Source organism: Streptomyces spectabilis, assembly GCF_008704795.1.
Classification (GTDB): domain Bacteria; phylum Actinomycetota; class Actinomycetes; order Streptomycetales; family Streptomycetaceae; genus Streptomyces; species Streptomyces spectabilis.
Genome location: NZ_CP023690.1, coordinates 5,954,674 through 5,976,930, shown reverse-complemented (window position 1 = coordinate 5,976,930; position 22,257 = coordinate 5,954,674). Strand labels below are relative to the sequence as shown.

The following is a 22,257-nucleotide window of genomic DNA, read 5'->3' as shown; positions in this document are numbered from 1 at the left end:
CGCGGCGGGGGTATGGCGATTGGTCCAGACCTAGTACCGTCGAGGGTTGTCATGTACGCCTAACCGTCGCCCGGCGACGCGGCGGCCCGGCACCGCACGGCACTCCCACACCCACCCCCCGTACGCACCCCGAGGAGTCACCCGCAACGAACACCCCCGAGGAGAGTCATGACCCCCACCGGACCAGGAACCAGGAGAACGCCCGGACTCCTGCGCAGAGCGGCCGCGGCCCTGCACGGCAGGACCGCCGTACTGCTCGCCGCCCTGCTGCTCCCCGCGGCGCTGCTCACCGCGCTCGCGGCGGCCCCCGCCATCGCCGCGGGCACCCTCACCGCGGCCTTCAGCACCGAGGGCAGCGGCTCGTCCTGGCAGGGCAAGTACGTCGTCCGCAACAGCGGCTCCGCCGCGTCCGCCAACTGGACGCTCGAGTTCGACCTGCCGCCGGGCGTCACCGTCAGCGGCCACACCCACGGCGAGGCGACCGTCTCGGGCAGCCACGTCACCGTGAAGAACGCGTACTACAACGGCCGCGTCCCGGCGGGCGGCTCCACCGAGCCGTACAGCTACCAGTTCACCGCGCGCGGCCCGATCGGCACGCCCACGGGCTGCACGGTCAACGGCGACAAGTGCGACGGCACGCCGGACAAGCCCCCGACCGCGCCCGGCACCCCGACCGTCACCACCGCCACCTCCCGCACGATCTCCCTGACCTGGCCCCCGGCGGGCGCGGGCGACTACCCGGTCACGACGTACGAGGTCCTCAGCGGCGCCAGCGTGGTCGCGAGCTCGGCGACCAACAGCGCGACCGTCACCGAGCTGGCCCCGGCCACCCGGTACTCCTTCACCGTCCGGGCCAAGGACCGGCGCGGCAACACCGGCCCGCAGAGCCCGCCGGTCAGCGCGACGACCGTCGACCCCTCGACCGACCCGAGTCCGCCGACCGCGCCCGGCAGTCTGCGCGCCACCGGCAAGACCCAGGTCTCGGCGACCCTGGCCTGGGAGAAGTCCACGGACAACGTGGCCGTGGCCGCCTACGACGTCTACCGCGGCAAGGAGCTCGCGAAGACGGTCCCCGCCTCGGCGACCACCGCGACCGTCGAGGGCCTGACCCCCGCCACCGCCTACGCCTTCACCGTCAAGGCGCGTGACACCGCCGACAACGAGTCGCCCGCGTCGAACGCCGTGAACGTCACCACCGACGACGCGGCGGGACCCGGCAACCACCTCACGGTCGGCTACTTCGCCCAGTGGGGCATCTACGGCCGCCAGTTCTTCGTGAAGAACCTGGACACCTCGGGGGCCGCGGCCAAGCTCGACGTCATCAACTACGCCTTCGAGAACGTCGACCCGGTCAACCACACCTGCCTGGCCGGGGTGGTCAAGGGCGTCTCCGGCAAGCCGCAGGACCCGGACGAGGGCACCGGCGCGGGCGACGCCGAGGCCGACTACGGCCGCGCCTTCTCCGCCGCGCAGTCGGTGGACGGGGTCGCGGACGACGGCTGGGGCAAGCTGCGCGGCAACTTCAACCAGCTCAAGAAGCTCAAGGCCAAGCACCCGCACCTGAAGGTCGTCGTCTCGCTCGGCGGCTGGACGTTCTCGAAGTTCTTCGCCGACGCGGCGGCCACGCCCGCGTCCCGGACGAAGTTCGTGAAGTCCTGCGTCGACACCTGGATCAAGGGCGACCTGCCCGTCTACAACGGCGCGGGCGGCCCCGGCACCGGCGCGGGCGTCTTCGACGGCATCGACATCGACTGGGAGTGGCCGGGCTCCGAGGGACACCCCGGCAACCACTGGGGCCCGGCCGACAAGGACAACCTCACGGCGCTGCTCGCCGAGTTCCGCAAGCAGCTCGACGCCACCGGCGGCAGCCACAAGCTCCTGACCGCCTTCACCCCGGCCGACCCGGCGAAGATCGAGGCGGGCTGGGACATCAAGAAGATCTTCGAGTACCTGGACTTCGCCAACGTCCAGGGCTACGACTTCCACGGCGCGGGCAGCGACGACTCCTGGGAGCCCAAGCGCACCGGCCACCAGGCCAATCTGCACCGCGACGCACAGGACCCCTATTCCTTCGACTTCAGCGTCGCGAAGGCCGTACAGACCTATCTGGACGCCGGAGTGAACCCGCGGAAGCTGACCGTCGGCTTCCCGTTCTACGGCCGCGGCTGGAAGGAGGTCGCCGACGGCGGCGTCAAGGGCGAATGGCAGTCGGCGAACGGCGCGGCCCCCGGCCAGTTCCCGGAGGAGGCGGGAACCAGGGGCTACCACAACCTGATCACCAGCGTCCCGAACATGACCGTGCACCACGACGAACAGTCCGTCTCCACCTACGGCTACACGGGCAACAACGGCCAGTGGTGGAGCTTCGACGACACCTGGTCGATCGGCAAGAAGACCGCGTGGATCAAGTCGAAGGGCCTGCTCGGCGGCATGGTCTGGGAGATGTCGGGCGACACCCCGACCGGCACCCTCATGACGGCCCTGGACAACGGCCTGAAGTGAGCACGCTCACCCCGCGGTGACGTGCGTACCGCGAACCGCACTGTTCGCGGTACGCGCGCTCCGCGCGCTCCCCAGCGAGGACCGTATGCCCCTGTACAGGCCGCTACGCGCGTAGATATGCTCCCCTCGTGACTATGCCGACGACGACATCACCCCCAGGGACAGCCGGGGCGGCCGCACCCACCGGCAGCCCCTTCGCCGACGTCACGACGTCGGCCGCCACGCTGCACCGCTTCCTGCACGGCCTGCCGGGCGTGGACGCGGTCGGCCTCGAAGCCCGCGCCGCCGCCCTCGGGACGCGGTCGATCAAGACCACGGCCAAGGCGTACGCCATCGACCTGGCCATCTCCATGATCGACCTGACGACCCTGGAGGGCGCCGACACCGTCGGCAAGGTCCGCGCGCTCGGCGCCAAGGCCGTCCACCCGGACCCGACGGACCGCGACACGCCCCGCACCGCCGCCGTCTGCGTCTACCCGGACATGGTGGCCACCGCGAAGGAGGCCGTCGCGGGCTCGGACGTGAAGGTCGCCTCGGTCGCGACCGCGTTCCCCGCGGGCCGCGCCGCCCTCGGCGTGAAGCTCGCGGACGTCCGCGACGCCGTCGCCGCGGGCGCCGACGAGATCGACATGGTCATCGACCGCGGCGCGTTCCTCTCCGGCGACTACCTGAAGGTGTACGAGGAGATCGTCGCCGTCAAGGAAGCCGCACAGCACGCCCGCCTCAAGGTCATCTTCGAGACCGGCGAGCTGTCGACGTACGACAACATCCGCCGCGCGAGCTGGCTCGGCATGCTCGCGGGCGCCGACTTCATCAAGACGTCGACCGGCAAGGTCGGGGTCAACGCGACGCCCGCCAACACCCTGCTGATGCTGGAGGCCGTCCGCGACTTCCGCGCGCAGACCGGCGTCCAGATCGGCGTGAAGCCCGCGGGCGGCATCCGCACGACGAAGGACGCCATCAAGTTCCTGGTCCTGGTGAACGAGACCGCGGGCGCGGACTGGCTGGACAACCACTGGTTCCGCTTCGGCGCGTCGAGCCTGCTCAACGATCTGCTGATGCAGCGTCAGAAGCTGGCCACCGGACGCTACTCCGGCCCTGACTACGTGACGGTGGACTGATCGCCATGGCATCGATTTTCGAGTACGCACCGGCCCCCGAGTCCCGCTCGGTCGTCGACATCGCCCCCTCCTACGGCCTGTTCATCGACGGCGAGTTCACCGAGGCCGCGGACGGCAAGGTCTTCAAGACCGTCTCCCCGTCCACCGAGGAGGTCCTCTCCGAGGTCGCCCAGGCCGGCGAGGCGGACGTCGAGCGCGCGGTGAAGGCCGCCCGCAAGGCCTTCGAGAAGTGGTCCGCCCTGCCGGGCGCCGAGCGGGCGAAGTACCTCTTCCGCATCGCCCGCATCATCCAGGAGCGCAGCCGCGAGCTGGCCGTCCTGGAGACCCTCGACAACGGCAAGCCGATCAAGGAGACCCGCGACGCGGACCTCCCGCTGGTCGCCGCGCACTTCTTCTACTACGCGGGCTGGGCCGACAAGCTCGACCACGCCGGGTACGGCGCGAACCCGCGCCCGCTGGGCGTCGCGGGCCAGGTCATCCCCTGGAACTTCCCGCTCCTGATGCTGGCCTGGAAGATCGCCCCGGCGCTCGCGACGGGCAACACGGTGGTCCTCAAGCCCGCCGAGACCACTCCGCTGTCGGCTCTCTTCTTCGCGGACATCTGCCGCCAGGCGGGCCTGCCGAAGGGCGTCGTCAACATCCTTCCCGGGTACGGCGACACGGGCGCGGCCCTCGTCGCGCACCCCGACGTCAACAAGGTCGCCTTCACCGGCTCCACGGCCGTCGGCAAGCAGATCGCCCGCACGGTCGCGGGCACGGACAAGAAGCTCACCCTCGAACTGGGCGGCAAGGGCGCGAACATCGTCTTCGACGACGCGCCGATCGACCAGGCCGTCGAGGGCATCGTCACGGGCATCTTCTTCAACCAGGGCCAGGTCTGCTGCGCGGGCTCGCGCCTCCTGGTCCAGGAGTCGATCCAGGACGAGCTCCTGGACGCCCTCAAGCGCAGGCTCTCGACGCTGCGCCTCGGCGACCCGCTCGACAAGAACACCGACATCGGCGCGATCAACTCCGCCGAGCAGCTGGCCCGCATCACCTCGCTCGCCGACCGGGGCGAGGCGGAGGGCGCCGAGCGCTGGTCCCCGGCCTGCGAGCTGCCCACATCGGGCTACTGGTTCGCCCCGACGCTGTTCACCGGCGTCACCCAGGCGCACACCATCGCCCGCGACGAGATCTTCGGCCCGGTCCTGTCCGTCCTCACCTTCCGCACGCCGGACGAGGCCGTCGCCAAGGCGAACAACACGCAGTACGGCCTGTCCGCGGGCATCTGGACGGAGAAGGGCTCGCGCATCCTCGCGGTCGCGAACAAGCTCCGCGCCGGTGTCGTCTGGGCCAACACCTTCAACAAGTTCGACCCGACCTCGCCCTTCGGCGGCTACAAGGAGTCGGGCTTCGGCCGCGAGGGCGGCCGCCACGGCCTGGAGGCTTACCTCGATGTCTGATGCACGTCTCAGCGTCTTCAAGACCTACAAGCTGTACGTCGGGGGCAAGTTCCCCCGTTCCGAGAGCGGCCGGGTGTACGAAGTGACGGACTCCAAGGGCAACTGGCTGGCCAACGCCCCGCAGTCGTCCCGCAAGGACGCCCGTGACGCGGTCGTGGCCGCGCGCAAGGCGTTCGGCGGCTGGTCGAACGCGGCGGCGTATCTGCGCGGCCAGATCCTCTACCGCGTGGCCGAGATGCTGGAGGGCCGCCGCGAGCAGTTCGTGCGCGAGGTCGCCGAGGCGGAGGGCCTGTCGAAGTCCAAGGCCGCCGCCGTGGTCGACGCGGCCATCGACCGCTGGGTCTGGTACGCGGGCTGGACCGACAAGATCGCCCAGATCGCGGGCGGGGCGAACCCGGTCGCGGGCCCGTTCTTCAACCTCTCCACCCCCGAGCCGACGGGTGTCGTCGCGGTGGTCGCGCCCCAGGAGTCGTCCTTCCTGGGCCTGGTCTCCGTGCTCGCCCCGGTGATCGCCACGGGCAACACGGCGGTCGTCATCGCCGCCGAGCAGGCCCCGCTGCCCGCCCTGTCCCTGGGCGAGGTGCTCGCCACGTCCGACGTCCCCGGCGGCGTGGTCAACATCCTCTCCGGCCGGACGGCGGAGCTCGCGGCCCCGCTCGCCGCCCACCAGGACGTGAACGCCCTCGACCTCACGGGCACGTCCGCGGACCTCGCGAAGGACCTGGAGATCGCGGCGGCGGACAATCTGAAGCGCGTGCTGCGTCCACAGGCTGTGGACACGGACTTTACCGCGTCCCCGGGCACGGAGCGCCTCACCGCGTTCCTGGAGACGAAGACGGTCTGGCACCCCACGGGCTCCCTGGGCGCCTCGGGTTCCTCGTACTGAGCACCCCGCGACCCGCGAGCGCCGGACGGCCTGTCTCCAGGCCGTCCGGCGCTCGCCGTTCACCCGGGCAACAGCCCCGACACCGCCCCCGTCACGGGCAGATCACCGAGGGCCCCGCCCTGCGTCAGCGGCCCCGTCGCCATCCCCGTGCTGACCGGCTGGAAGTCGGCGACCTGCGTGCCCACCGCGTTGTCGAGCGGATCCACGCCCGTGCCCGCCAGCGGGTCGAGCTTCAGCCGCTTCGCGGGCGCGAGCGCGGGCCCCAGGGCCGCGGTGGCCGCCTGTACGTCCAGGTTCCCCAGACCACCGGCCTGCGAGGCGACGGGCGGCGGCGCGAGCTCCGCGCCACTCGCACCACCCGCGCCGACACCGAGGGCGGCCCCCGCCGCGGACACCGTGAGGCCCGCCCGCAGAAGCGCCCGCACCGGGGCGGAGGACGACATCGACGCGCCGCTCCGCGCCGCGGACCGAGCTGGGTTTCGCGCCATCTGGACCATGTGGACCACCTAACGAACTCGCCGTGAGTAACCGTGCGCGCACGCAGCGTAGCCGTGCAAGCACATTCCGACCAAAGCCCGCCCCGCCGGACCCCCGCCCCACCGGAATGCCGCAGACTGTTCTCTCGTGAGTTCCCATCCTCCGATACCCACGCGCGTCGTCCTGCTCACCGGGCCTTCAGGCTCCGGCAAGTCGTCGTTCGCCACCCGCAGCGGGCTGCCCGTCCTGTGTCTCGACGACTTCTACAAGGAGGGGACCGACCCTTCGCTGCCGCTGGTCGAGGGCAGCTCGGACATCGACTGGGACTCCCCCCTGTCCTGGGACGCGGACGTCGCCGTCGCGGCGATCGAGGAGCTGTGCCGCACGGGCCGTACGCGTGTGCCGGTGTACGACATCTCGACGAGCGCGCGCGTCGGTGAGGAGGCGCTCGACATCGAGCGCACGCCGCTGTTCATCGCCGAGGGCATCTTCGCCGCGGACATCGTGGACCGCTGCCGGGAGCTGGGCGTCCTGGCGGACGCGATCTGTCTGCGCGGCCGGCCGTCGACGACGTTCCGGCGCCGGCTCCTGCGCGATCTGCGCGAGGGCCGCAAGTCCGTGCCGTTCCTGCTGCGCCGCGGCTGGCGCCTGATGCGCGCCGAACGCGCCATCGTGGCCCGCCAGACCGCCCTCGGCGCCCACGCGTGCGGCAAGGAGGAGGCCCTCGGCCGCGTCGCCGCCGCGGCGGCGGGCCGGTGTGTGAAGGCCCGCGCGGGCGCGGCGTAGCCGCGCCCCGGAAACCGTCGGACCGTGCGAAAAGAGCGGGACCGGAAAGACCCCCCGGCCTTCCGGTCCCGCAGTGTTTCCCCCGTGGATCCCCCGTGATCCCCGCTTTCCCCCGTGCTTCCCCTCCCTTTCTGCCGCTTCCCCCCTAGGAGCGGCAGCCCCCTATCCTCAGGCGACCAACTCGCCGAAGGACTCCTCCTGGTCACGGCCGAAGCTGAGGACCTCGTCCTCGCGCAGCCGGCGCAGCGAGCGCCAGATGCTGGACTTCACCGTGCCGACACTGATGTCGAGGATGTCCGCGATCTCCGGGTCCGTACGGCCCTCGTAGTAGCGCAGGACCAGCATGGTGCGCTGGAGCTCGGGCAGCCGGGCGAGCGCCTGCCACAGGACGGCGCGCAGCTCGGTGCCGCGCATCGCGTCCGTGTCACCGACGGTCTCCGGCAGTTCCTCGGTCGGGTACTCGTTGAGCTTGCGGCGGCGCCAGGCGCTGATGTGCAGATTGGTCATGGTGCGCCGCAGATAGCCGCCGACGGCGGCCTTGTCGCTGATCCTGTCCCAGGCGCGGTACGTCGAGAACAGGGCGCTCTGCAGCAGGTCCTCGGCCTCGAAACGGTCGCCGGTCAGGTGGTAGGCGGTGGCGTACAGGGAGGCGCGGCGCTCCTGGACGTAGGCCGTGAACTCGGCCTCCGACCGGGACGTCCGCTCCCCCGATTCCTCCCTGTACGCGGCTCCCCCATCGCTGCCGCCCTTGAGCGCGTCAACCACCGTCATATAGGCCTGGCGGCCCGGCTTCGCAGCCGCGGTGTGCTGACGCCCGGTGCCGCGAGCGCACCCCCGCCCGCTCACGGCACCGGACTTCTCGTGCTTCTCAGAACTCCGCCCCAGGTCGTGCAGACGCGTGACAACTGCGCTCGAGCTGGTGCTGTGCAGCGTGTTCATCTCGCGCCCCCCGTCGTGGAGTCTGGGATTTCCGTGTGCCCAAAACTCTGCACGAGCGACTTCATGGCGGTGTCCGCCGACTGTCACAGGCCTGTCACAGGGGTTCGTGGGGTCCTGTTCAAGATCGGTTGCGGCATTCGCTCGTGTGGGTGCGGTGTGAGACGCCCGCCAACAGTCGAACTGCGCCCGCGCCATGGGACAGAATGACGTTCGTGCCTTCCCTGTTGCTGATCGAGGACGACGACGCCATCCGGACGGCCCTGGAGCTCTCACTGACGCGCCAGGGCCATCGGGTGGCCACTGCTGCCACCGGCGAGGACGGCCTGAAGCTCCTGAGCGAGCAGCGGCCGGACCTGATCGTGCTGGACGTGATGCTGCCCGGCATCGACGGCTTCGAGGTGTGCCGTCGCATCCGGCGCACCGACCAGTTGCCGATCATCCTCCTCACCGCGCGCAGCGACGACATCGACGTGGTCGTGGGCCTGGAGTCGGGCGCCGACGACTACGTGGTCAAGCCCGTGCAGGGGCGCGTGCTCGACGCCCGGATCCGGGCGGTGCTCCGCCGCGGCGAGCGCGAGGCGAACGACGCGGCGACGTTCGGTTCCCTCGTGATCGACCGCGCGGCGATGACGGTGACGAAGAACGGCGAGGACCTCCAGCTCACGCCGACCGAGCTGCGCCTGCTCCTGGAGCTGAGCCGCCGTCCCGGCCAGGCCCTGTCGCGCCAGCAGCTCCTCCGTCTGGTGTGGGAGCACGACTACCTGGGCGACTCGCGGCTCGTGGACGCGTGTGTGCAGCGGCTGCGCGCCAAGGTCGAGGACGTGCCGTCCTCGCCGACGCTGATCCGCACGGTGCGTGGCGTGGGCTACCGGCTGGACACGCCTCAGTGACCCCACCGCACGACAAGCTCCGCGGTCTGCCCGCGGCCCGCAAGGCGATCTGGTCCGGCCTGCGCTTCACGAGTCTGCGCCTGCGGCTCGTCGTCGTCTTCGCCCTGGTGGCCCTGACGGCGGCGGTGTCCGCCTCCGGCATCGCGTACTGGCTGAACCGCGAGGCCGTCCTGACGCGTGCGCAGGACGCCGCGCTCAAGGACTTCCGGCAGCAGATGCAGACCCGCGCGGGCGCGCTGCCGCCGAACCCGACGCAGGACGCGCTGCAGGCGGCCGCCGGGCAGATGGCCAAGAGCAGCCAGCGCTACAGCGTGCTCCTGGTCGGCGAGAACGCCCAGGGCGAGATGGTCTACGGCTACTCCGACCTGGACGCGTTCACGCTCGCCAAGGTGCCGAAGGCGCTGCGCGAGGCCGTGAAGAAGCAGCAGCGGCTCTCCGACGGCAACAAGAGCCCGTACCACCTGTACTGGCAGCGGACGGTCGAACACGGCACTCCGTACCTCGTCGGCGGTACGAAGATCGTCGGGGGCGGGCCGACCGGCTACATGCTCAAGTCGCTCGAACCGGAGGCCAAGGACCTCAGTTCGCTCGGCTGGTCGCTCGCGATCGCGACGGCGCTCGCGCTCGTGGGTTCCGCGCTGCTCGCGCAGGCGGCCGCGACGACCGTTCTGAAACCGGTGCACCGGCTCGGAGTCGCCGCGCGCCGCCTCGGCGAGGGCAAGCTGGACACCCGGCTCAGGGTGTCGGGCACGGACGAGCTCGCGGACCTCTCGCGTACGTTCAACCGCACGGCCGAGAACCTGGAGAAGAAGGTCGCGGACATGAGCGCCCGCGACGAGGCGAGCCGGCGCTTCGTGGCGGACATGTCGCACGAGCTGCGGACCCCGCTGACCGCCATCACGGCGGTGACGGAGGTCCTGGAGGAGGAGCTGGACGCCGAGACGGGCAGTGTCGATCCGATGATCGAGCCCGCGGTCCGGCTCGTGGTCAGCGAGACCCGGCGCCTGAACGACCTGGTGGAGAATCTGATGGAGGTGACCCGCTTCGACGCGGGCACCGCTCGCCTCGTCCTCGACCACGTCGACATCGCCGACCAGATCACGGCGTGCATCGACGCCCGCGCCTGGCTGGACGCCGTCGACCTGGACGCCGAGCGCGGCATCATGGTCCTCCTCGACCCGCGCCGCCTGGACGTGATCCTGGCGAACCTCATCGGCAACGCGCTCAAGCACGGCGGCTCCCCGGTGAAGGTGTCGGTGCGCCTCGACGGCGACAGCCTGGTCATCTCCGTCAAGGACGGCGGCCCGGGCATCCCCGAGGACGTCCTGCCGCACGTCTTCGACCGCTTCTACAAGGCCAGCGCCTCCCGGCCGCGCTCGGAGGGCAGTGGCCTCGGCCTGTCCATCGCCCTGGAGAACGCGCACATCCACGGGGGCGAGATCACGGCCGCGAACTCGTCCGCCGGAGGCGCGGTGTTCACGCTGCGCCTGCCGCGCGACGCCTCGCCGCTGACGGCGGAGCGGGAGCCGGAGCGGGCGGAGCAGAACCAGGCCGGGCAGGCCGCGGACCGTTCCGAGGAAGGCAAGGAAGAGACATGACCAGGCGACGGCTCCGCGCCGTGCTCGCCACCGCCGCGCTCGCCTCCGTGCTCACCGGCTGCGGCATCCGCTCCACCGAGGTGCCCACCGACTTCGGCGCCGCGCCCTCGCGGGTGCCGTGCGGCGCAGCGGCTTCCGGGATCTCGGCCCGCGACCAGGCGACCGGCGTGCCCGTGCAGATCTTCCTGCTGTGCGCGGGCCGGCTGGTCGCCGTCGACCGGACGGTGCGCATCCCCACGGACCGCACGGGCACGGACCGCGCGCGCATCGCGCAGGCTCTCCTGAACGAGCTGTCCACACCGCCCTCGGAGGACGAGCGGCAGGCCGGGTACGCGACGGAGCTGCGCCGCGGCATCACGGTCACCGGGCCGCGCCCGGCCGATCCGAACGAGGCCCTGCGGCTCAGCAGGCAGCCCCAGGAGCTGCCGACGGCCGCGCTCGCGCAGCTGGTGTGCACGTACGCGGACAGTGCCGCGTCCGACGGCGGGTCCGTCATTCTGGGCGGCCCCGCGGGCACGGCGCTGCGGCGCTACGAATGCACTCCGGAGGCCAGGGACCGGCCCGGCACGGTGCCGCCGCCCTCCCGGGCGCTGGAGTCCTGAGGGGCCGTTTCGCGCCACGCGGCGTCCCGGGCGACCGCCCGTTATTACTCGCGCGGAACCGATCCCGCCGCCCGACGCGTCTTGGGGAGCGTGCGTCAAGGCTCGGGCGGGCGCGGTGCCGCCATTCGCTTGCGCGCGGCGGGAGGGGTCCTCCTCGTCGCGCATCTCCTGGTCGTCGCGTGGATCACGCTGCGGCCGCTGGACGTGCCCTGGGTGAGCGCCGCGAACCTGGAGCCGCTGGCGGGCATCAAGGCGGACCTGGAGCGCGGCCCCGAGCAGGCGGCACGGCAGATCGGCGGCGCGCTGCTGCTGCTCGCGCCCCTGGGGGTGCTGCTGCCGCTGGTGGGCGGCCGCCTGGACGTGTCGCCGCTGGCCTCCCTCGCCCGTACGGTCGCGGCGGGCGCCCTGCTCTCGCTCGCCATCGAACTGCTGCAGACCGGTGTGCCCGGGCAGGTCGTGGACGTGGACTCGCTGCTCCTGAACACCGTGGGCGTGGGGCTCGCCCATCTCGCCGTGGTGCCCGCGGCGCGGGCCCGCCTTCGCCGCCGCCGCTGTGTGCGGCCCCGGGCGCGCCGCACGCGGGACGAGGCCCCTCAGGGGGCGACCCCGAAGATTCCCAGGGTCGGCATCGCCCCCTAGCCCGATGCCGCGGCCGTCCGCCGCTCCTACCGTGGAGTCATCGGGCTACCGGAGAGCCGGGGCCCGACCGACGACCCGACCACGGTCCATGAAGGAGCCACCATGACCGCCCTTGTCCGCCCCGCCGACGGCCGCATGATCGGCGGCGTGTGCGCTGCCCTCGCCCGCCGCTTCGGCACCTCGGCGACCACGATGCGCGTGATCTTCGTGCTCTCCTGTCTGCTGCCCGGCCCGCAGTTCCTGCTGTACATCGCACTGTGGGTGCTGCTGCCGAAGGAGGGCGCCAAGGCGAAGACCGCCTGGTGACCCCCGTGCGCGTACGACGACGGGGCGCACCCCAAGGGTGCGCCCCGTCAGTCGTGTGCGGCTGCCGTCAGAGCGGCAGGCCCAGGCCCTGCGTCGGCAGGCCCTGCGTCGCGACGGGCCCCGTGGGCAGGCCGCCGAGCAGCTGGCCCACCGGGTTGGCCCCCGGGGCGGCGGGCTTCGGCTTGGCCGCCTTGGTGCCGTCCTCACCCTCGTCGTCGCCCTGCTCGAGGGCTTCGGCGGCCGTGGTCTCCAGGGTCTTGGTCGACAGCGACCCGACGAAGTTCTCGACGGCGGGCTGGGCGGCGGTCAGGCCGGTCGTGAGGGCGCCCTGACCCGCGGCGAGGGACTCGGGCGCACCGGCGGGCAGCGTGCTCGCGGCCCGGTCGAGCGGCAGCGTCGTGGTGACGGTCTCCAGGGCGGTGGAGGGGTCGGGGACGGTGGCCGGGGCCGCGTTCGCGGCGCCCGCGCCGACGGCGGCGAAGGCGGCACCGAGCGCGGCGACACCGAGGGTCTTGACGGCAGACTGCTTCATCTTCAATGCGTCCTTGCTACGGGGGCGTTGAGCGGTCCCCGACGTTAAACACCCTCAAGCCCGGGCCGCAAACAGCCGAAAGCGGCCGGAAGTGGGTACTCCCGGCCGCTTCATTGACGTACAAAATCCGCTTAGCTGTCGACGGATCCGCTGGTGGAGGCGGTCTGGCGGAACAGCCATTCGGACTTGAGCTCCGCATAGCCGGGCTTGATCACGTCATTGATCATCGCGAGGCGTTCATCGAAAGGAATGAACGCCGACTTCATGGCATTGACGGTGAACCACTGCATGTCGTCGAGCGTGTAGCCGAAGGTGCCGACCAGGTGCTCGAACTCGCGGCTCATGCTGGTGCCGGACATCAGGCGGTTGTCGGTGTTGACGGTCGCCCGGAAGTGCAGCTTGCGCAACAGGCCGATCGGGTGCTCGGCGTACGAACTGGCCGCGCCGGTCTGGAGGTTCGAGCTGGGGCACAGCTCCAGCGGGATGCGCTTGTCGCGCACGTACGAGGCGAGGCGGCCGAGCTGCACGGTGCCGTCGTCGTCGACCTTGATGTCGTCGATGATGCGCACGCCGTGGCCGAGGCGGTCGGCGCCGCACCACTGGAGGGCCTGCCAGATCGAGGGCAGGCCGAAGGCCTCACCGGCGTGGATCGTGAAGTGGTTGTTCTCGCGCTTCAGGTACTCGAAGGCGTCGAGGTGGCGGGTGGGAGGGAAGCCCGCCTCGGCGCCCGCGATGTCGAAGCCGACGACGCCCGAGTCGCGGTAGCGGTTGGCGAGTTCGGCGATCTCCAGGGCGCGGGCGGCGTGCCGCATGGCGGTGAGCAGGGCGCCCACGCGGATGCGGTGGCCGTTCGCCCGGGCGCGGCGCTCGCCCTCGCGGAAGCCCTCGTTGACGGCCTCGACGACCTCTTCGAGGGTGAGTCCGGCCTCCAGGTGCTGCTCCGGGGCGTAGCGGACCTCGGCGTAGACGACGCCGTCCTCGGCGAGGTCCTCGGCGCACTCGGCGGCGACGCGCTTGAGGGCGTCCTTGGTCTGCATCACGGCGCAGGTGTGCGCGAACGTCTCCAGGTACCGCTCCAGGGAGCCGGAGTCGGCGGCCTCGCGGAACCAGACGCCGAGCTTGTCGGGGTCGGTCTCGGGGAGGCCCTCGTAGCCGCTCTCGCGGGCGAGGTCGACGATGGTGCCGGGGCGCAGGCCGCCGTCGAGGTGGTCGTGGAGCAGGACCTTGGGGGCGCGGCGGATCTGCTCGGAGTCCGGGACTCCCGGGGCGGTGCCACGGCCCGTGTGACCGCTTCCTTCAGTGATCTTCCTGATCTGGCTCGTCATTTCCGCACTCTAACGCCTACGCGCGTAGAACTCACTGGTCGATACGTAACAGTGACCAGGCGGACGGGTGGCATCCACAGGGACTTCTGACACTGTTCTGCCATGGCTCAGCAAGCGACATCGCGTCCGGCGCGCACGGCCAGGCTCGGGCGTGTGATCGGCACGCGCCCCTCGACGGTGAGCGCGGTGGTGCTGCTCCTGCCGGGCGGGCACGCGGCTTCGGCCCGCAGGCCGTCGTTCCTCGCCGCGTCGGCGGTGCGGCCCCTGGGTCGGCGGCTCGCCCGCGCCGGGCGTGCCGACGGGCTCGCGGCCCACGTCGTGCGCTACCGCGTGAGCGGCTGGAACGGCGCCGAGGCGCAGCTCGCCCGGGACGCCGAGTGGGCGGCCGACGAGGTGGTGCGCCGCTACGGCGACGTGCCGGTGTGCCTCGCCGGGGTCGACATGGGCGGCCGCGCGGCGCTGCGCACGGCCGGTCACAGCGCCGTGCAGTCCGTGCTCGCGCTGGCGCCGTGGCTGCCCGAGGACGACGTGGCCGCGCCGCCCGAGCCGGTGAAGCAGCTGGCGGGGCGGCAGGTGCTCATCGTGCACGGCACGAACGACGAACGGACCGATCCCGAGCTGTCGTTCCGGCTCGCGGAGCGGGCGAAGAAGGCGAACCGCGACGTGTGCCGGTTCGAGGTCCACTCGGACGGGCACCGGCTGAGCCAGCACCGGAGCGAGGTGCTGGCCCTTGCCGCCGACTTCGTCCAGGGGTCCTTGTACGGGTATCCGTACGCCCGGCCCCTGGAGGACGCGCTCGCGGCTCCGCCGCCCATCGGTTTACGGATGCCGCTCGCCTCCGGCTTCGGTGGGGCGTCGCGACACTGAGCGGCTCGTTTGCGGCTGCGGGTGCGTTGTGGCTGGTCGCGCAGTTCCCCGCGCCCCTAAGGGGCGCTCCCGCGGGGCGCGGGGACGGCCTGCGGCCTAGTGCGTCACTGCCTTACGGCAGCCGGACCGACTGGGCGTGTCGGAAGATGTCCTTCGGGTCCCAGGCCGCCTTCGCCTTCTGCAGGCGGGCGTAGTTGTCCTTGTAGTACAGGCTGTTCCACGCGGTCGACGAGGTGTTCCAGGCGGCGTCGCCGAGGTCCTTGTCGGGGTAGTTCACATAGCAGCCGTCGTTGATGTCGCCGGGCACCGGGACGCCGCCGGTCTCCGCGTACACGTCCTTGTAGAACTCGCGGATCCAGGCCAGGTGCTTGGCCTCCTCGGCCGGGTCGGTCCAGTAGGTCTGGTACTGGAGCTTGAGCACCGAGTCGCGCTGCGGCACGGCGGTGTCGCCGGGCTTGACGGCGTTGATGCGGCCGCCGTACGAGTCGATCTGGACCAGCGCGTCACCGTTGCTGTAGTCGGTGCGCGTCAGGTGCTTGTACATCGCCTTGATCTGGGTGACGGAGAAGCCCTTGCGGGCGTAGGCCGACTTGTACTTGCCGTACAGCGTGGGGTTGCCGCCGCTGAGGTAGTCGGTGGCGATGTACCAGGGCAGCGTGCGCGGCTTGGCGAACTGCGGCATGGCCGCGTGCTCGCCCGACCGCAGGGTCATCGCCTGGCGCGTGACGCCCACGCCCGCGGAGATCGCGGCCAGGTACTCGTCGAGGAGGGCCTGGGCGTCGGGGACGGTGGCGTCCATCTGCGTGAGCAGGGCGATCTGCGCGTTGTCACTGGCCTTCTGGTTCAGCTTCAGGAGGCCGAACAGCGAGTTGAACTTGGAGTCCGGGGCGCTGTTCTTCTCGTGCCAGGCGCCCCAGTTCTGCAGCAGGCGGGTGAAGGACGCCTCGGTCATGTCCTTCCAGGGGAAGGCCGTGGCGTGCACGAAGACCTCGGACGGGGGCTTCGGCAGGAGCTTGGTCGGGTCGGTCCCGGTGGCGCCGGGCGAGCGCAGCCAGTAGCGGGTGATCAGGCCGAAGTTGCCGCCGCCACCGCCGGTGTGGGCCCACCACAGGTCCTTGAGGTTCGCGTCGGTGGAGTCGCGGGTGGCGACGACGGCCTTGGCGGTGCCGTTCTTGTCCACCGTGACGACCTCGACGCCGTAGAGGTGGTCGACGGTCAGTCCGTGCAAACGGGAGAGCAGGCCGTAGCCGCCGCCCGATATGTGGCCGCCCGCGCCGACGGAGGCACAGGAGCCGGCCGGGAGCGTGACGCCGTACAGCTTGTAGAGCGTCTCGTAGATCTGGAGGTTGGAGGCACCGCCCTCGACGGCGAAGGCGTTCTTGGCGCTGTCGTAGTAGACCTGGGTCATCCCCGACATGTCGATGACGACCTGGACGTCCTTGTTGAAGACGAAGTCCTCGTAGCAGTGGCCGCCGCTGCGCACGGTCAGGCGCTTGTTCGCGGAGACGGCGTCCTGGACGGCGCGCACGGCCTGGGCGGTGGTGGTGACCAGGCGGACGTAGTCGGGCTTGGCGACCCAGCGCTGGTTGGTACCGCGCACCAGGTCGGGAAAGCGCGGGTCAGTGGGGCTGACGGTGACGTAGTCGGTCGTCGCGGCGGCCTCGGCGGCCGACGCGGCAGTCGTCGCGGCGGCGGCGCGCGGGGCGGCCTGAGCGGTCGCGGGCAGCGCCGAGCTGACGGCCGCCCCACCGGCGACGGCGGCGGCACCGGTCAGGAGGGATCTACGACCCAGGGATCTGTCGTTCTTTGCCATGTATGCCTCACTTGTCTCGCACCTGGCTCCACTCCCCCAACGGGCATGGCCACAAAGGAAGTTGAAGACCCATCGAACGATGATCGATCAAAGCCTAGACCAGTGTTACTGGTGTGACGCAACACCTCGATCGATAAAACTGTCCGAACTGCCTGCGAAACCACATTTGGTTGCAGCATGTGCAACTCGTCCTACTCGCAAGTCCTGTTCATTCCGGGGCGATCGGGGAATTCCGCCGGGCGGGCGGCCGGGGGAATTCCGCCGGGCGGCCGCCCCGCCCCGTCAGCGGGGCAGCAGCTGTCCGCGTCTGCTCAGCAGGAACCGCTTGAACGCCGCCACCGGCGCGGTGTCCGGGTGCCCGTCCAGCCACGCCACGCCGATCTCGCGGACCGCCCGCTGCCCGGTGACGTTCAGCTCCACCACCCCCGGCCGGGCCACGGCGGGCGGCGGGAGCAGCGCCACGCCGAGCCCGGCGGCCACCAGGCCCCGCAGCGTCTCCGCCTCCTCCCCCTCGAACGCGATCCGGGGCTTGAACCCGGCCTCGGCGCAGAGGGCGTCGGTGATCCGCCGGAGGCCGTACCCCGGCTCCAGGGTCACGAAGGCCTCGTCGGCGGCCTCGGCGAGCCGCACCCGCTTGCGCCCGGCGAGCCGGTGGTCGTCCGGCACCACGAGCCGCAGGCGCTGCTCGTCCAGGCGCCGCGCGACCAGGTCGGGGGCGTCGGGCACCGGCGAGGTGAGACACAGGTCGAGCTCCCCGGCGCGCAGCCGCTCGATCATGGCCTCGCCGTAGTTCTGGACGAGGCTGAACCGCACGCGCGGATGGTCGGCCCTGAACGCCCGGATCAGGCCGGGGACCGTCTCGGACCCCATGGTGTGCAGGAAGCCGAACGCGACCTTGCCCGCCGCCGGGTCCGCGTCGGCGCGCACGGACTCGGCGGCCCGGCCGACCTCGGCGAGCGCGCGCTCGACCGAGCCGAGGAAGGTGCGGCCCGCGGGGGTGAGCGACACCGTGCGCCCGTGCCGCGCGAACAGGTCGACACCCAGGTCCCGTTCGAGCCGGACCAGCGCCCGCGACAGCGTGGACTGCGGCACCTGGAGCTCCTGGGCGGCGCGCGTGACGTGCTCGGTGCGCGCGACCCCGGCGAAGTACGCCAGGCGCGGGGCGAGCAGCCGCACGATGTGATCTGTGTCCTCTGTGTCACTGTTCTGCGACAGTCGACCCGCTGACCTCGGCTGATGCTGCATGGGATGGATTATGGCCGGTTCATGCATTGGACGCATGAGGAGGGGCGGTCATACGTTCGTGACATGCCTCCTGCCAGTAGCGGGGCGGCCGCCACCCACGCGGTCGCCCTTCCCCCGTCGTCCCCCGCTCCCGATTCCACCCCGCGCGACTCCCGCATGGCACCCGGAGGCCCCGGCTACCGCCGCATGAGCTTCGCGCTCTTCCTCGCGGGCGTCGCCACCTTCGCCCTGCTGTACTCCACGCAGGCGCTCCTGCCCCTGATCTCCGCCGACTTGGGCGTGAGCGCGTCCACCGCGAGCTGGACGGTGTCCGCCGCGACCGGCGCGCTCGCCCTGTTCGTCCTGCCGCTGAGCGCCCTGTCGGAGCGGTACGGCCGCCGCACCCTGATGACGGCCTCGCTGGCCGTCGCCGTCGTGGTCGGCCTGCTCGTGCCGCTCGCCCCGTCGGTGGGCGCGCTGATCGCGCTGCGCGCGGTGCAGGGCGCGGCGCTCGCCGGTCTGCCCGCCTCCGCGATGGCGTACCTCGCCGAGGAGGTGCGGCCCAAGGCCCTCGTCGCCGCGATCGGCATGTTCGTGGCGGGCAACTCCATCGGCGGCATGAGCGGCCGCATCGTCACCGGCTGGGTCGCGCAGGCCTGGGGCTGGCGCTGGGCGCTCGCCGTCGTCGGCGCCGTCGCGGTCCTGTGCGCGCTCGCCTTCCGCGCGCTGCTGCCCGCGCCGCGCCACTTCACACCGGGCACGCTGAGCCCGAAGTCCCTGGCCCGCACGGTGCGTTCGCACCTGTCGAACCCGCTGCTGTGCCGTCTGTACGCGATCGGCGCGCTGTTCATGACGGTGTTCGGCGCGGTCTACACGGTGATCGGCTACCGCCTCACCGAGGCGCCGTTCTCGCTGCCGCAGGGCGTCATCGGCTCGATCTTCCTCGTCTATCTGGTCGGTACGGCCTCCTCGGCCGCGGCCGGGAAGCTGGTCGCGCGGCTCGGGCGGCGCGGCGCGCTCTACCTGGCCGCGAGCACGACGGCGGCGGGCCTGCTGCTCTCCCTGTCCTCCGACATCCTCCTCGTCCTGCTCGGCCTCGTCCTGATCACGGCGGGCTTCTTCGCGGGACACGCCGTGGCGTCCTCGTCGGTGAGCCGCACGGCCACCCGGGGCCGCGCGCAGGCGTCGGCGCTCTACCAGTCCGCGTACTACGTGGGCAGCAGCGCGGGCGGCACGCTCGGCGCGATCGCCTTCCACTCCGGCGGCTGGGCCGGGACCGTGGCGCTCGGCGTGCTCGCGGTGACCGGCGTCGTGGGGATCACGCTGTTCGGGACCCGGGCCGCGCGGCGCCCGGCGCCGGTGGCGAGCGCCTGCTGACGGCGCCGGTGGCAGGGCGCGGGCGCATGCCGCAAGGCGTGCGCCCATAGCGCATGCGACCCCGGTGAGCTGCCGTTTTCTCCGCTCCGGAGGCCGTTGTCAGTGGGCTGCGGTAGCTTCCGGTGTGCTGGGGCGTCCGCGCCGGCGAGGCAGAGGCACAGGGGTGGGTTGGGATGAGCCGTACCGTTGGAGCGACCACCGAGCTGGACGCGAGCCTGGAGAAGCACCGCGTCGAGCTCACGGGGTACTGCTATCGCATGCTGGGCTCGGCCTTCGAGGCCGAGGACGCCGTGCAGGACACGATGGTCCGCGCCTGGCGCAGCTATGAGAAGTTCGAGGGCCGCTCCAGCCTCCGCTCCTGGCTGTACCGCATCGCGACGAACGTCTGCCTGGACATGCTGAACGCGGGCAATCGCCGCGCCCGCCCCATGGACCTGACCGCGTCCACGCCGCTGGCCCAGGCCGCCCTCACCCCCCGCGCGGACAACGTCTGGCTGGAGCCGATACCGGACGCCCGCGTGCTGCCCGCCGTCAGCGGCCCCGAGGAGGCAGCCGTCGCCAAGGAGTCCGTGCGGCTCGCCTTCATCGCCGCGCTCCAGCAACTGCCCGCCAAGCAGCGGGCGGTGCTGATCCTGCGCGAGGTCCTCGCCTGGAAGGCCAGTGAGGTCGCCGAGCTGCTCGGCACGACGGTCGCCTCCGTGAACAGCGCGCTGCAGCGGGCCCGCGCGACCCTCGCCGAGCGCCCGGCCGACGACACCGCGACGTCCGACCCGCTCGACGAGGAGCAGCGCAAGCTCCTCGACCGCTATGTGAAGGCCTTCGAGGGGTACGACATGGCGGCGCTCACCGCCCTGCTCCACGAGGACGCCGTCATGACGATGCCGCCGTTCGACCTGTGGCTGCGCGGGCCGCAGGACATCACCGGCTTCATGTCGACGATGGGCGCGGCGTGCGCGAACTCCCGGCTGATCCCGGTGGAGGCGAACGGCACCCCCGCGTTCGCGCAGTACAAGCCCGACCCGGACAACGGCGGCTTCGTGCCGTGGGCGATCCAGGTCATCGAGCTCTCAGCGGGCCGGGTCGCCGGATTCCACTGCTTCCTCGACACCGAGCGGTGGTTCCCGCTGTTCGGGGTCCCGCTCCACCTCGACGCATAGCTCCGCGAGACCGACGAGGCACAGCAGCGCCCACAGCGCCGGGGTGGGGCCGCGCAGGCGCAGTCCCACCCCGGCCCTGCGGGCGGCGAGCCGCAGCCGGGCGACGGCGTCGACCGTGGCCAGGTCCGCGGTGGTGACGCCGCGCAGGTCACACACCACTTCGGTGTGGCCGTTCCCCGCGCGGTGGCGCAGTTCGGCGCACAGCGCGGGTACGTCGTCCGGCCGGACGGGGCCGGTGATGACCATGAGGTTCGCAGAGGTTGCCACGTAGGAGGGACCGGCGGGGGGCGGCGAACTCATCGGTGCGCCTTGCTCCCCCACCCCGCCCCTTCCCGAAACCGGGGCTCCGCCCCGGACCCCGACACGGATGGGGCTCCGCTCCTTTCCCCCGAATCGGCGCTCCGCGCCTCGTCCTCAAACGCCGGACGGGCTGAGGGATTTCAAGCGCGGCCCCGGCGACCGGTTCAGCCCACCCGCTCCAGGACGATCGGCTTCGCCGAGAAGGCCGTGCCCTCGGGGGCGATGTCGTACGCGCCCGCCAGGGACTTGAGGGCGTACTCGAAGCGGTCGGGGGTGTCCGTGTGGAGGGTGAGGAGGGGCTGTCCGGCCACCACCGCGGTGCCCGGCTTGGCGTGGAGTTCGATGCCCGCCCCGGCCTGCACCGGGTCCTCCTTGCGGGCGCGGCCCGCGCCGAGGCGCCAGGCCGCGACGCCGATGTCGTACGCGTCGAGGCGGGTCAGGACGCCGGACGACGGCGCGGTCACGACGTGGGTCTCGCGCGCCACCGGCAGCTCCGCGTCGGGGTCGCCGCCCTGCGCGGCGATCATGCGGCGCCAGACGTCCATCGCGGAGCCGTCGGCGAGGGCCTTCGCCGGGTCGGCGTCCGGCAGGCCCGCCGCGTCGAGCATCTCGCGGGCGAGCGCGAGGGTCAGCTCCACGACGTCGGCCGGGCCACCGCCCGCCAGGACCTCGACGGACTCGCGGACTTCGAGCGCGTTGCCCGCGGTGAGGCCGAGCGGCGTGGACATGTCCGTCAGGAGCGCCACCGTGCGCACGCCGTGGTCGGTGCCCAGACCGACCATCGTGGAGGCCAGTTCGCGCGCGTCCTCGATCGTCTTCATGAACGCGCCGGTGCCGACCTTCACGTCCAGGACGAGCGAGCCCGTGCCCTCCGCGATCTTCTTGGACATGATGGAGGAGGCGATCAGCGGGATCGCCTCCACCGTGCCGGTCACGTCGCGGAGCGCGTACAGCTTCTTGTCGGCGGGGGCCAGGCCGTCGCCCGCCGCGCAGATGACCGAGCCCACGCCGTCGAGGACGTTCAGCATCTCCTCGTTGGAGAGCAGGGCGCGCCAGCCGGGGATGGCCTCCAGCTTGTCGAGGGTGCCGCCGGTGTGGCCGAGGCCGCGCCCGGACAGCTGCGGCACGGCCGCGCCGCACGCGGCGACCAGCGGGGCGAGCGGCAGCGTGATCTTGTCGCCGACGCCGCCGGTGGAGTGCTTGTCGGCGGTGGGGCGGGACAGGGAGGAGAAGTCCATGCGCTCGCCGGACGCGATCATCGCCGCCGTCCAGCGGGCGATCTCGGCGCGGTTCATGCCGTTGAGCAGGATGGCCATGGCCAGGGCCGACATCTGCTCGTCGGCGACGGCGCCGCGCGTGTACGCGTCGATGACCCAGTCGATCTGCTCGTCGCTCAGCTCGCCCCGGTCCCGCTTGGTACGGATGACGGAGATGACGTCCATGGCATGTCCTTCCGGCAGTGACAGTCGTGCGG

21 protein-coding genes are annotated in these 22,257 nt (G+C 71.8%); 13 read left to right on the top strand and 8 right to left on the bottom strand.

The window, feature by feature from the left end; genetic code table 11:
• The first annotated feature begins 168 nt into the window (after positions 1–168).
• From CP982_RS26365 to CP982_RS26350, 4 genes are all read left to right on the top strand, one after another.
• Positions 169–2,502 carry a glycosyl hydrolase family 18 protein gene (locus tag CP982_RS26365; protein WP_150512756.1) on the top strand — a complete coding sequence of 778 codons (2,334 nt, stop codon included), beginning with the start codon at positions 169–171 and terminating at the stop codon, positions 2,500–2,502.
• 128 nt (positions 2,503–2,630) lie between these two features.
• Positions 2,631–3,623 (top strand): deoxyribose-phosphate aldolase, encoded by a 993-nt coding sequence (gene deoC, locus CP982_RS26360; protein ID WP_372503412.1) that lies wholly within the window; start codon positions 2,631–2,633, stop codon positions 3,621–3,623.
• A 5-nt stretch (positions 3,624–3,628) separates the two neighbouring features.
• Positions 3,629–5,065, top strand: coding sequence for an aldehyde dehydrogenase family protein (locus CP982_RS26355; protein ID WP_150512755.1), 1,437 nt, complete (start codon positions 3,629–3,631; stop codon positions 5,063–5,065).
• On the top strand, positions 5,058–5,951 hold the full coding sequence (locus CP982_RS26350; protein WP_150512754.1) for an aldehyde dehydrogenase family protein: 894 nt from the start codon (positions 5,058–5,060) through the stop codon (positions 5,949–5,951). The genes CP982_RS26355 and CP982_RS26350 overlap by 8 nt, the downstream gene beginning before the upstream one ends.
• Before the next feature lie 59 nt (positions 5,952–6,010).
• On the opposite strand, the gene CP982_RS26345 is transcribed toward CP982_RS26350, so the two are convergent.
• On the bottom strand, positions 6,011–6,394 hold the full coding sequence (locus CP982_RS26345) for a hypothetical protein (RefSeq protein WP_150512753.1): 384 nt from the start codon (positions 6,392–6,394) through the stop codon (positions 6,011–6,013).
• Between the two features lie 118 nt (positions 6,395–6,512).
• Here CP982_RS26345 and CP982_RS26340 point away from each other — a divergent pair, with 118 nt between their 5' ends.
• Positions 6,513–7,214 (top strand): uridine kinase family protein, encoded by a 702-nt coding sequence (locus CP982_RS26340; protein ID WP_372503522.1) that lies wholly within the window; start codon positions 6,513–6,515, stop codon positions 7,212–7,214.
• 168 nt (positions 7,215–7,382) lie between these two features.
• Here CP982_RS26340 and CP982_RS26335 read toward each other — a convergent pair whose 3' ends face one another.
• The gene (locus CP982_RS26335; protein ID WP_150512751.1) at positions 7,383–8,153 is read right to left on the bottom strand and encodes a SigE family RNA polymerase sigma factor; all 771 of its coding nucleotides are present in this window, start codon (positions 8,151–8,153) and stop codon (positions 7,383–7,385) included.
• A 212-nt stretch (positions 8,154–8,365) separates the two neighbouring features.
• On the opposite strand from CP982_RS26335, the gene afsQ1 reads away from it, so the two are divergent.
• The 5 genes from afsQ1 (at position 8,366) to CP982_RS26310 (ending at position 12,188) form a co-directional block, all read left to right on the top strand.
• Entirely contained in the window at positions 8,366–9,043 is a 678-nt protein-coding gene (afsQ1, locus tag CP982_RS26330; protein WP_030562528.1) for a two-component system response regulator AfsQ1, read from the top strand.
• Positions 9,040–10,641 carry a sensor histidine kinase gene (locus CP982_RS26325; RefSeq protein ID WP_150512750.1) on the top strand — a complete coding sequence of 534 codons (1,602 nt, stop codon included), beginning with the start codon at positions 9,040–9,042 and terminating at the stop codon, positions 10,639–10,641. The genes afsQ1 and CP982_RS26325 overlap by 4 nt, the downstream gene beginning before the upstream one ends.
• Positions 10,638–11,243 (top strand): hypothetical protein, encoded by a 606-nt coding sequence (locus CP982_RS26320; protein WP_150512749.1) that lies wholly within the window; start codon positions 10,638–10,640, stop codon positions 11,241–11,243. Before CP982_RS26325 ends, CP982_RS26320 begins: the two co-directional genes overlap by 4 nt.
• Before the next feature lie 129 nt (positions 11,244–11,372).
• Positions 11,373–11,882 carry a VanZ family protein gene (locus tag CP982_RS26315; protein WP_229878531.1) on the top strand — a complete coding sequence of 170 codons (510 nt, stop codon included), beginning with the start codon at positions 11,373–11,375 and terminating at the stop codon, positions 11,880–11,882.
• 102 nt (positions 11,883–11,984) lie between these two features.
• Positions 11,985–12,188, top strand: a complete 204-nt coding sequence (locus CP982_RS26310; protein WP_150512747.1) for a PspC domain-containing protein — start codon at positions 11,985–11,987, stop codon at positions 12,186–12,188.
• A gap of 67 nt (positions 12,189–12,255) precedes the next feature.
• Here the strand turns inward: CP982_RS26310 and CP982_RS26305 are convergent, their stop codons facing one another.
• Both CP982_RS26305 and CP982_RS26300 read right to left on the bottom strand, forming a co-directional pair.
• Positions 12,256–12,720 (bottom strand): ATP-binding protein, encoded by a 465-nt coding sequence (locus CP982_RS26305; protein ID WP_150512746.1) that lies wholly within the window; start codon positions 12,718–12,720, stop codon positions 12,256–12,258.
• 131 nt (positions 12,721–12,851) lie between these two features.
• The gene (locus tag CP982_RS26300) at positions 12,852–14,045 is read right to left on the bottom strand and encodes an adenosine deaminase (RefSeq protein WP_150512745.1); all 1,194 of its coding nucleotides are present in this window, start codon (positions 14,043–14,045) and stop codon (positions 12,852–12,854) included.
• 102 nt (positions 14,046–14,147) lie between these two features.
• Between CP982_RS26300 and CP982_RS26295 the strand changes: the two genes are divergently transcribed.
• Positions 14,148–14,912 carry an alpha/beta hydrolase gene (locus CP982_RS26295; RefSeq protein ID WP_150512744.1) on the top strand — a complete coding sequence of 255 codons (765 nt, stop codon included), beginning with the start codon at positions 14,148–14,150 and terminating at the stop codon, positions 14,910–14,912.
• A 112-nt stretch (positions 14,913–15,024) separates the two neighbouring features.
• Here the strand turns inward: CP982_RS26295 and CP982_RS26290 are convergent, their stop codons facing one another.
• Both CP982_RS26290 and CP982_RS26285 read right to left on the bottom strand, forming a co-directional pair.
• Entirely contained in the window at positions 15,025–16,725 is a 1,701-nt protein-coding gene (locus tag CP982_RS26290; RefSeq protein ID WP_150512743.1) for an FAD-binding oxidoreductase, read from the bottom strand.
• A 282-nt stretch (positions 16,726–17,007) separates the two neighbouring features.
• The gene (locus CP982_RS26285; protein WP_150512742.1) at positions 17,008–17,970 is read right to left on the bottom strand and encodes a LysR family transcriptional regulator; all 963 of its coding nucleotides are present in this window, start codon (positions 17,968–17,970) and stop codon (positions 17,008–17,010) included.
• 63 nt (positions 17,971–18,033) lie between these two features.
• On the opposite strand from CP982_RS26285, the gene CP982_RS26280 reads away from it, so the two are divergent.
• Both CP982_RS26280 and CP982_RS26275 read left to right on the top strand, forming a co-directional pair.
• A complete protein-coding gene (locus CP982_RS26280; protein ID WP_150512741.1) occupies positions 18,034–19,326 on the top strand; it encodes an MFS transporter in 1,293 nt (430 codons plus the stop codon).
• Positions 19,327–19,499: 173 nt separating this feature from the next.
• Complete coding sequence (locus CP982_RS26275) at positions 19,500–20,483, top strand: sigma-70 family RNA polymerase sigma factor (protein WP_150512740.1); 984 nt, start codon at positions 19,500–19,502, stop codon at positions 20,481–20,483.
• Here the strand turns inward: CP982_RS26275 and CP982_RS26270 are convergent.
• Entirely contained in the window at positions 20,394–20,783 is a 390-nt protein-coding gene (locus tag CP982_RS26270) for an STAS domain-containing protein (RefSeq protein ID WP_150512739.1), read from the bottom strand. The two genes, CP982_RS26275 and CP982_RS26270, sit on opposite strands and share 90 nt — an antisense overlap.
• A 164-nt stretch (positions 20,784–20,947) precedes the next feature.
• A complete protein-coding gene (locus CP982_RS26265) occupies positions 20,948–22,225 on the bottom strand; it encodes a thymidine phosphorylase (protein WP_150512738.1) in 1,278 nt (425 codons plus the stop codon).
• Positions 22,226–22,257: the final 32 nt, after the last annotated feature.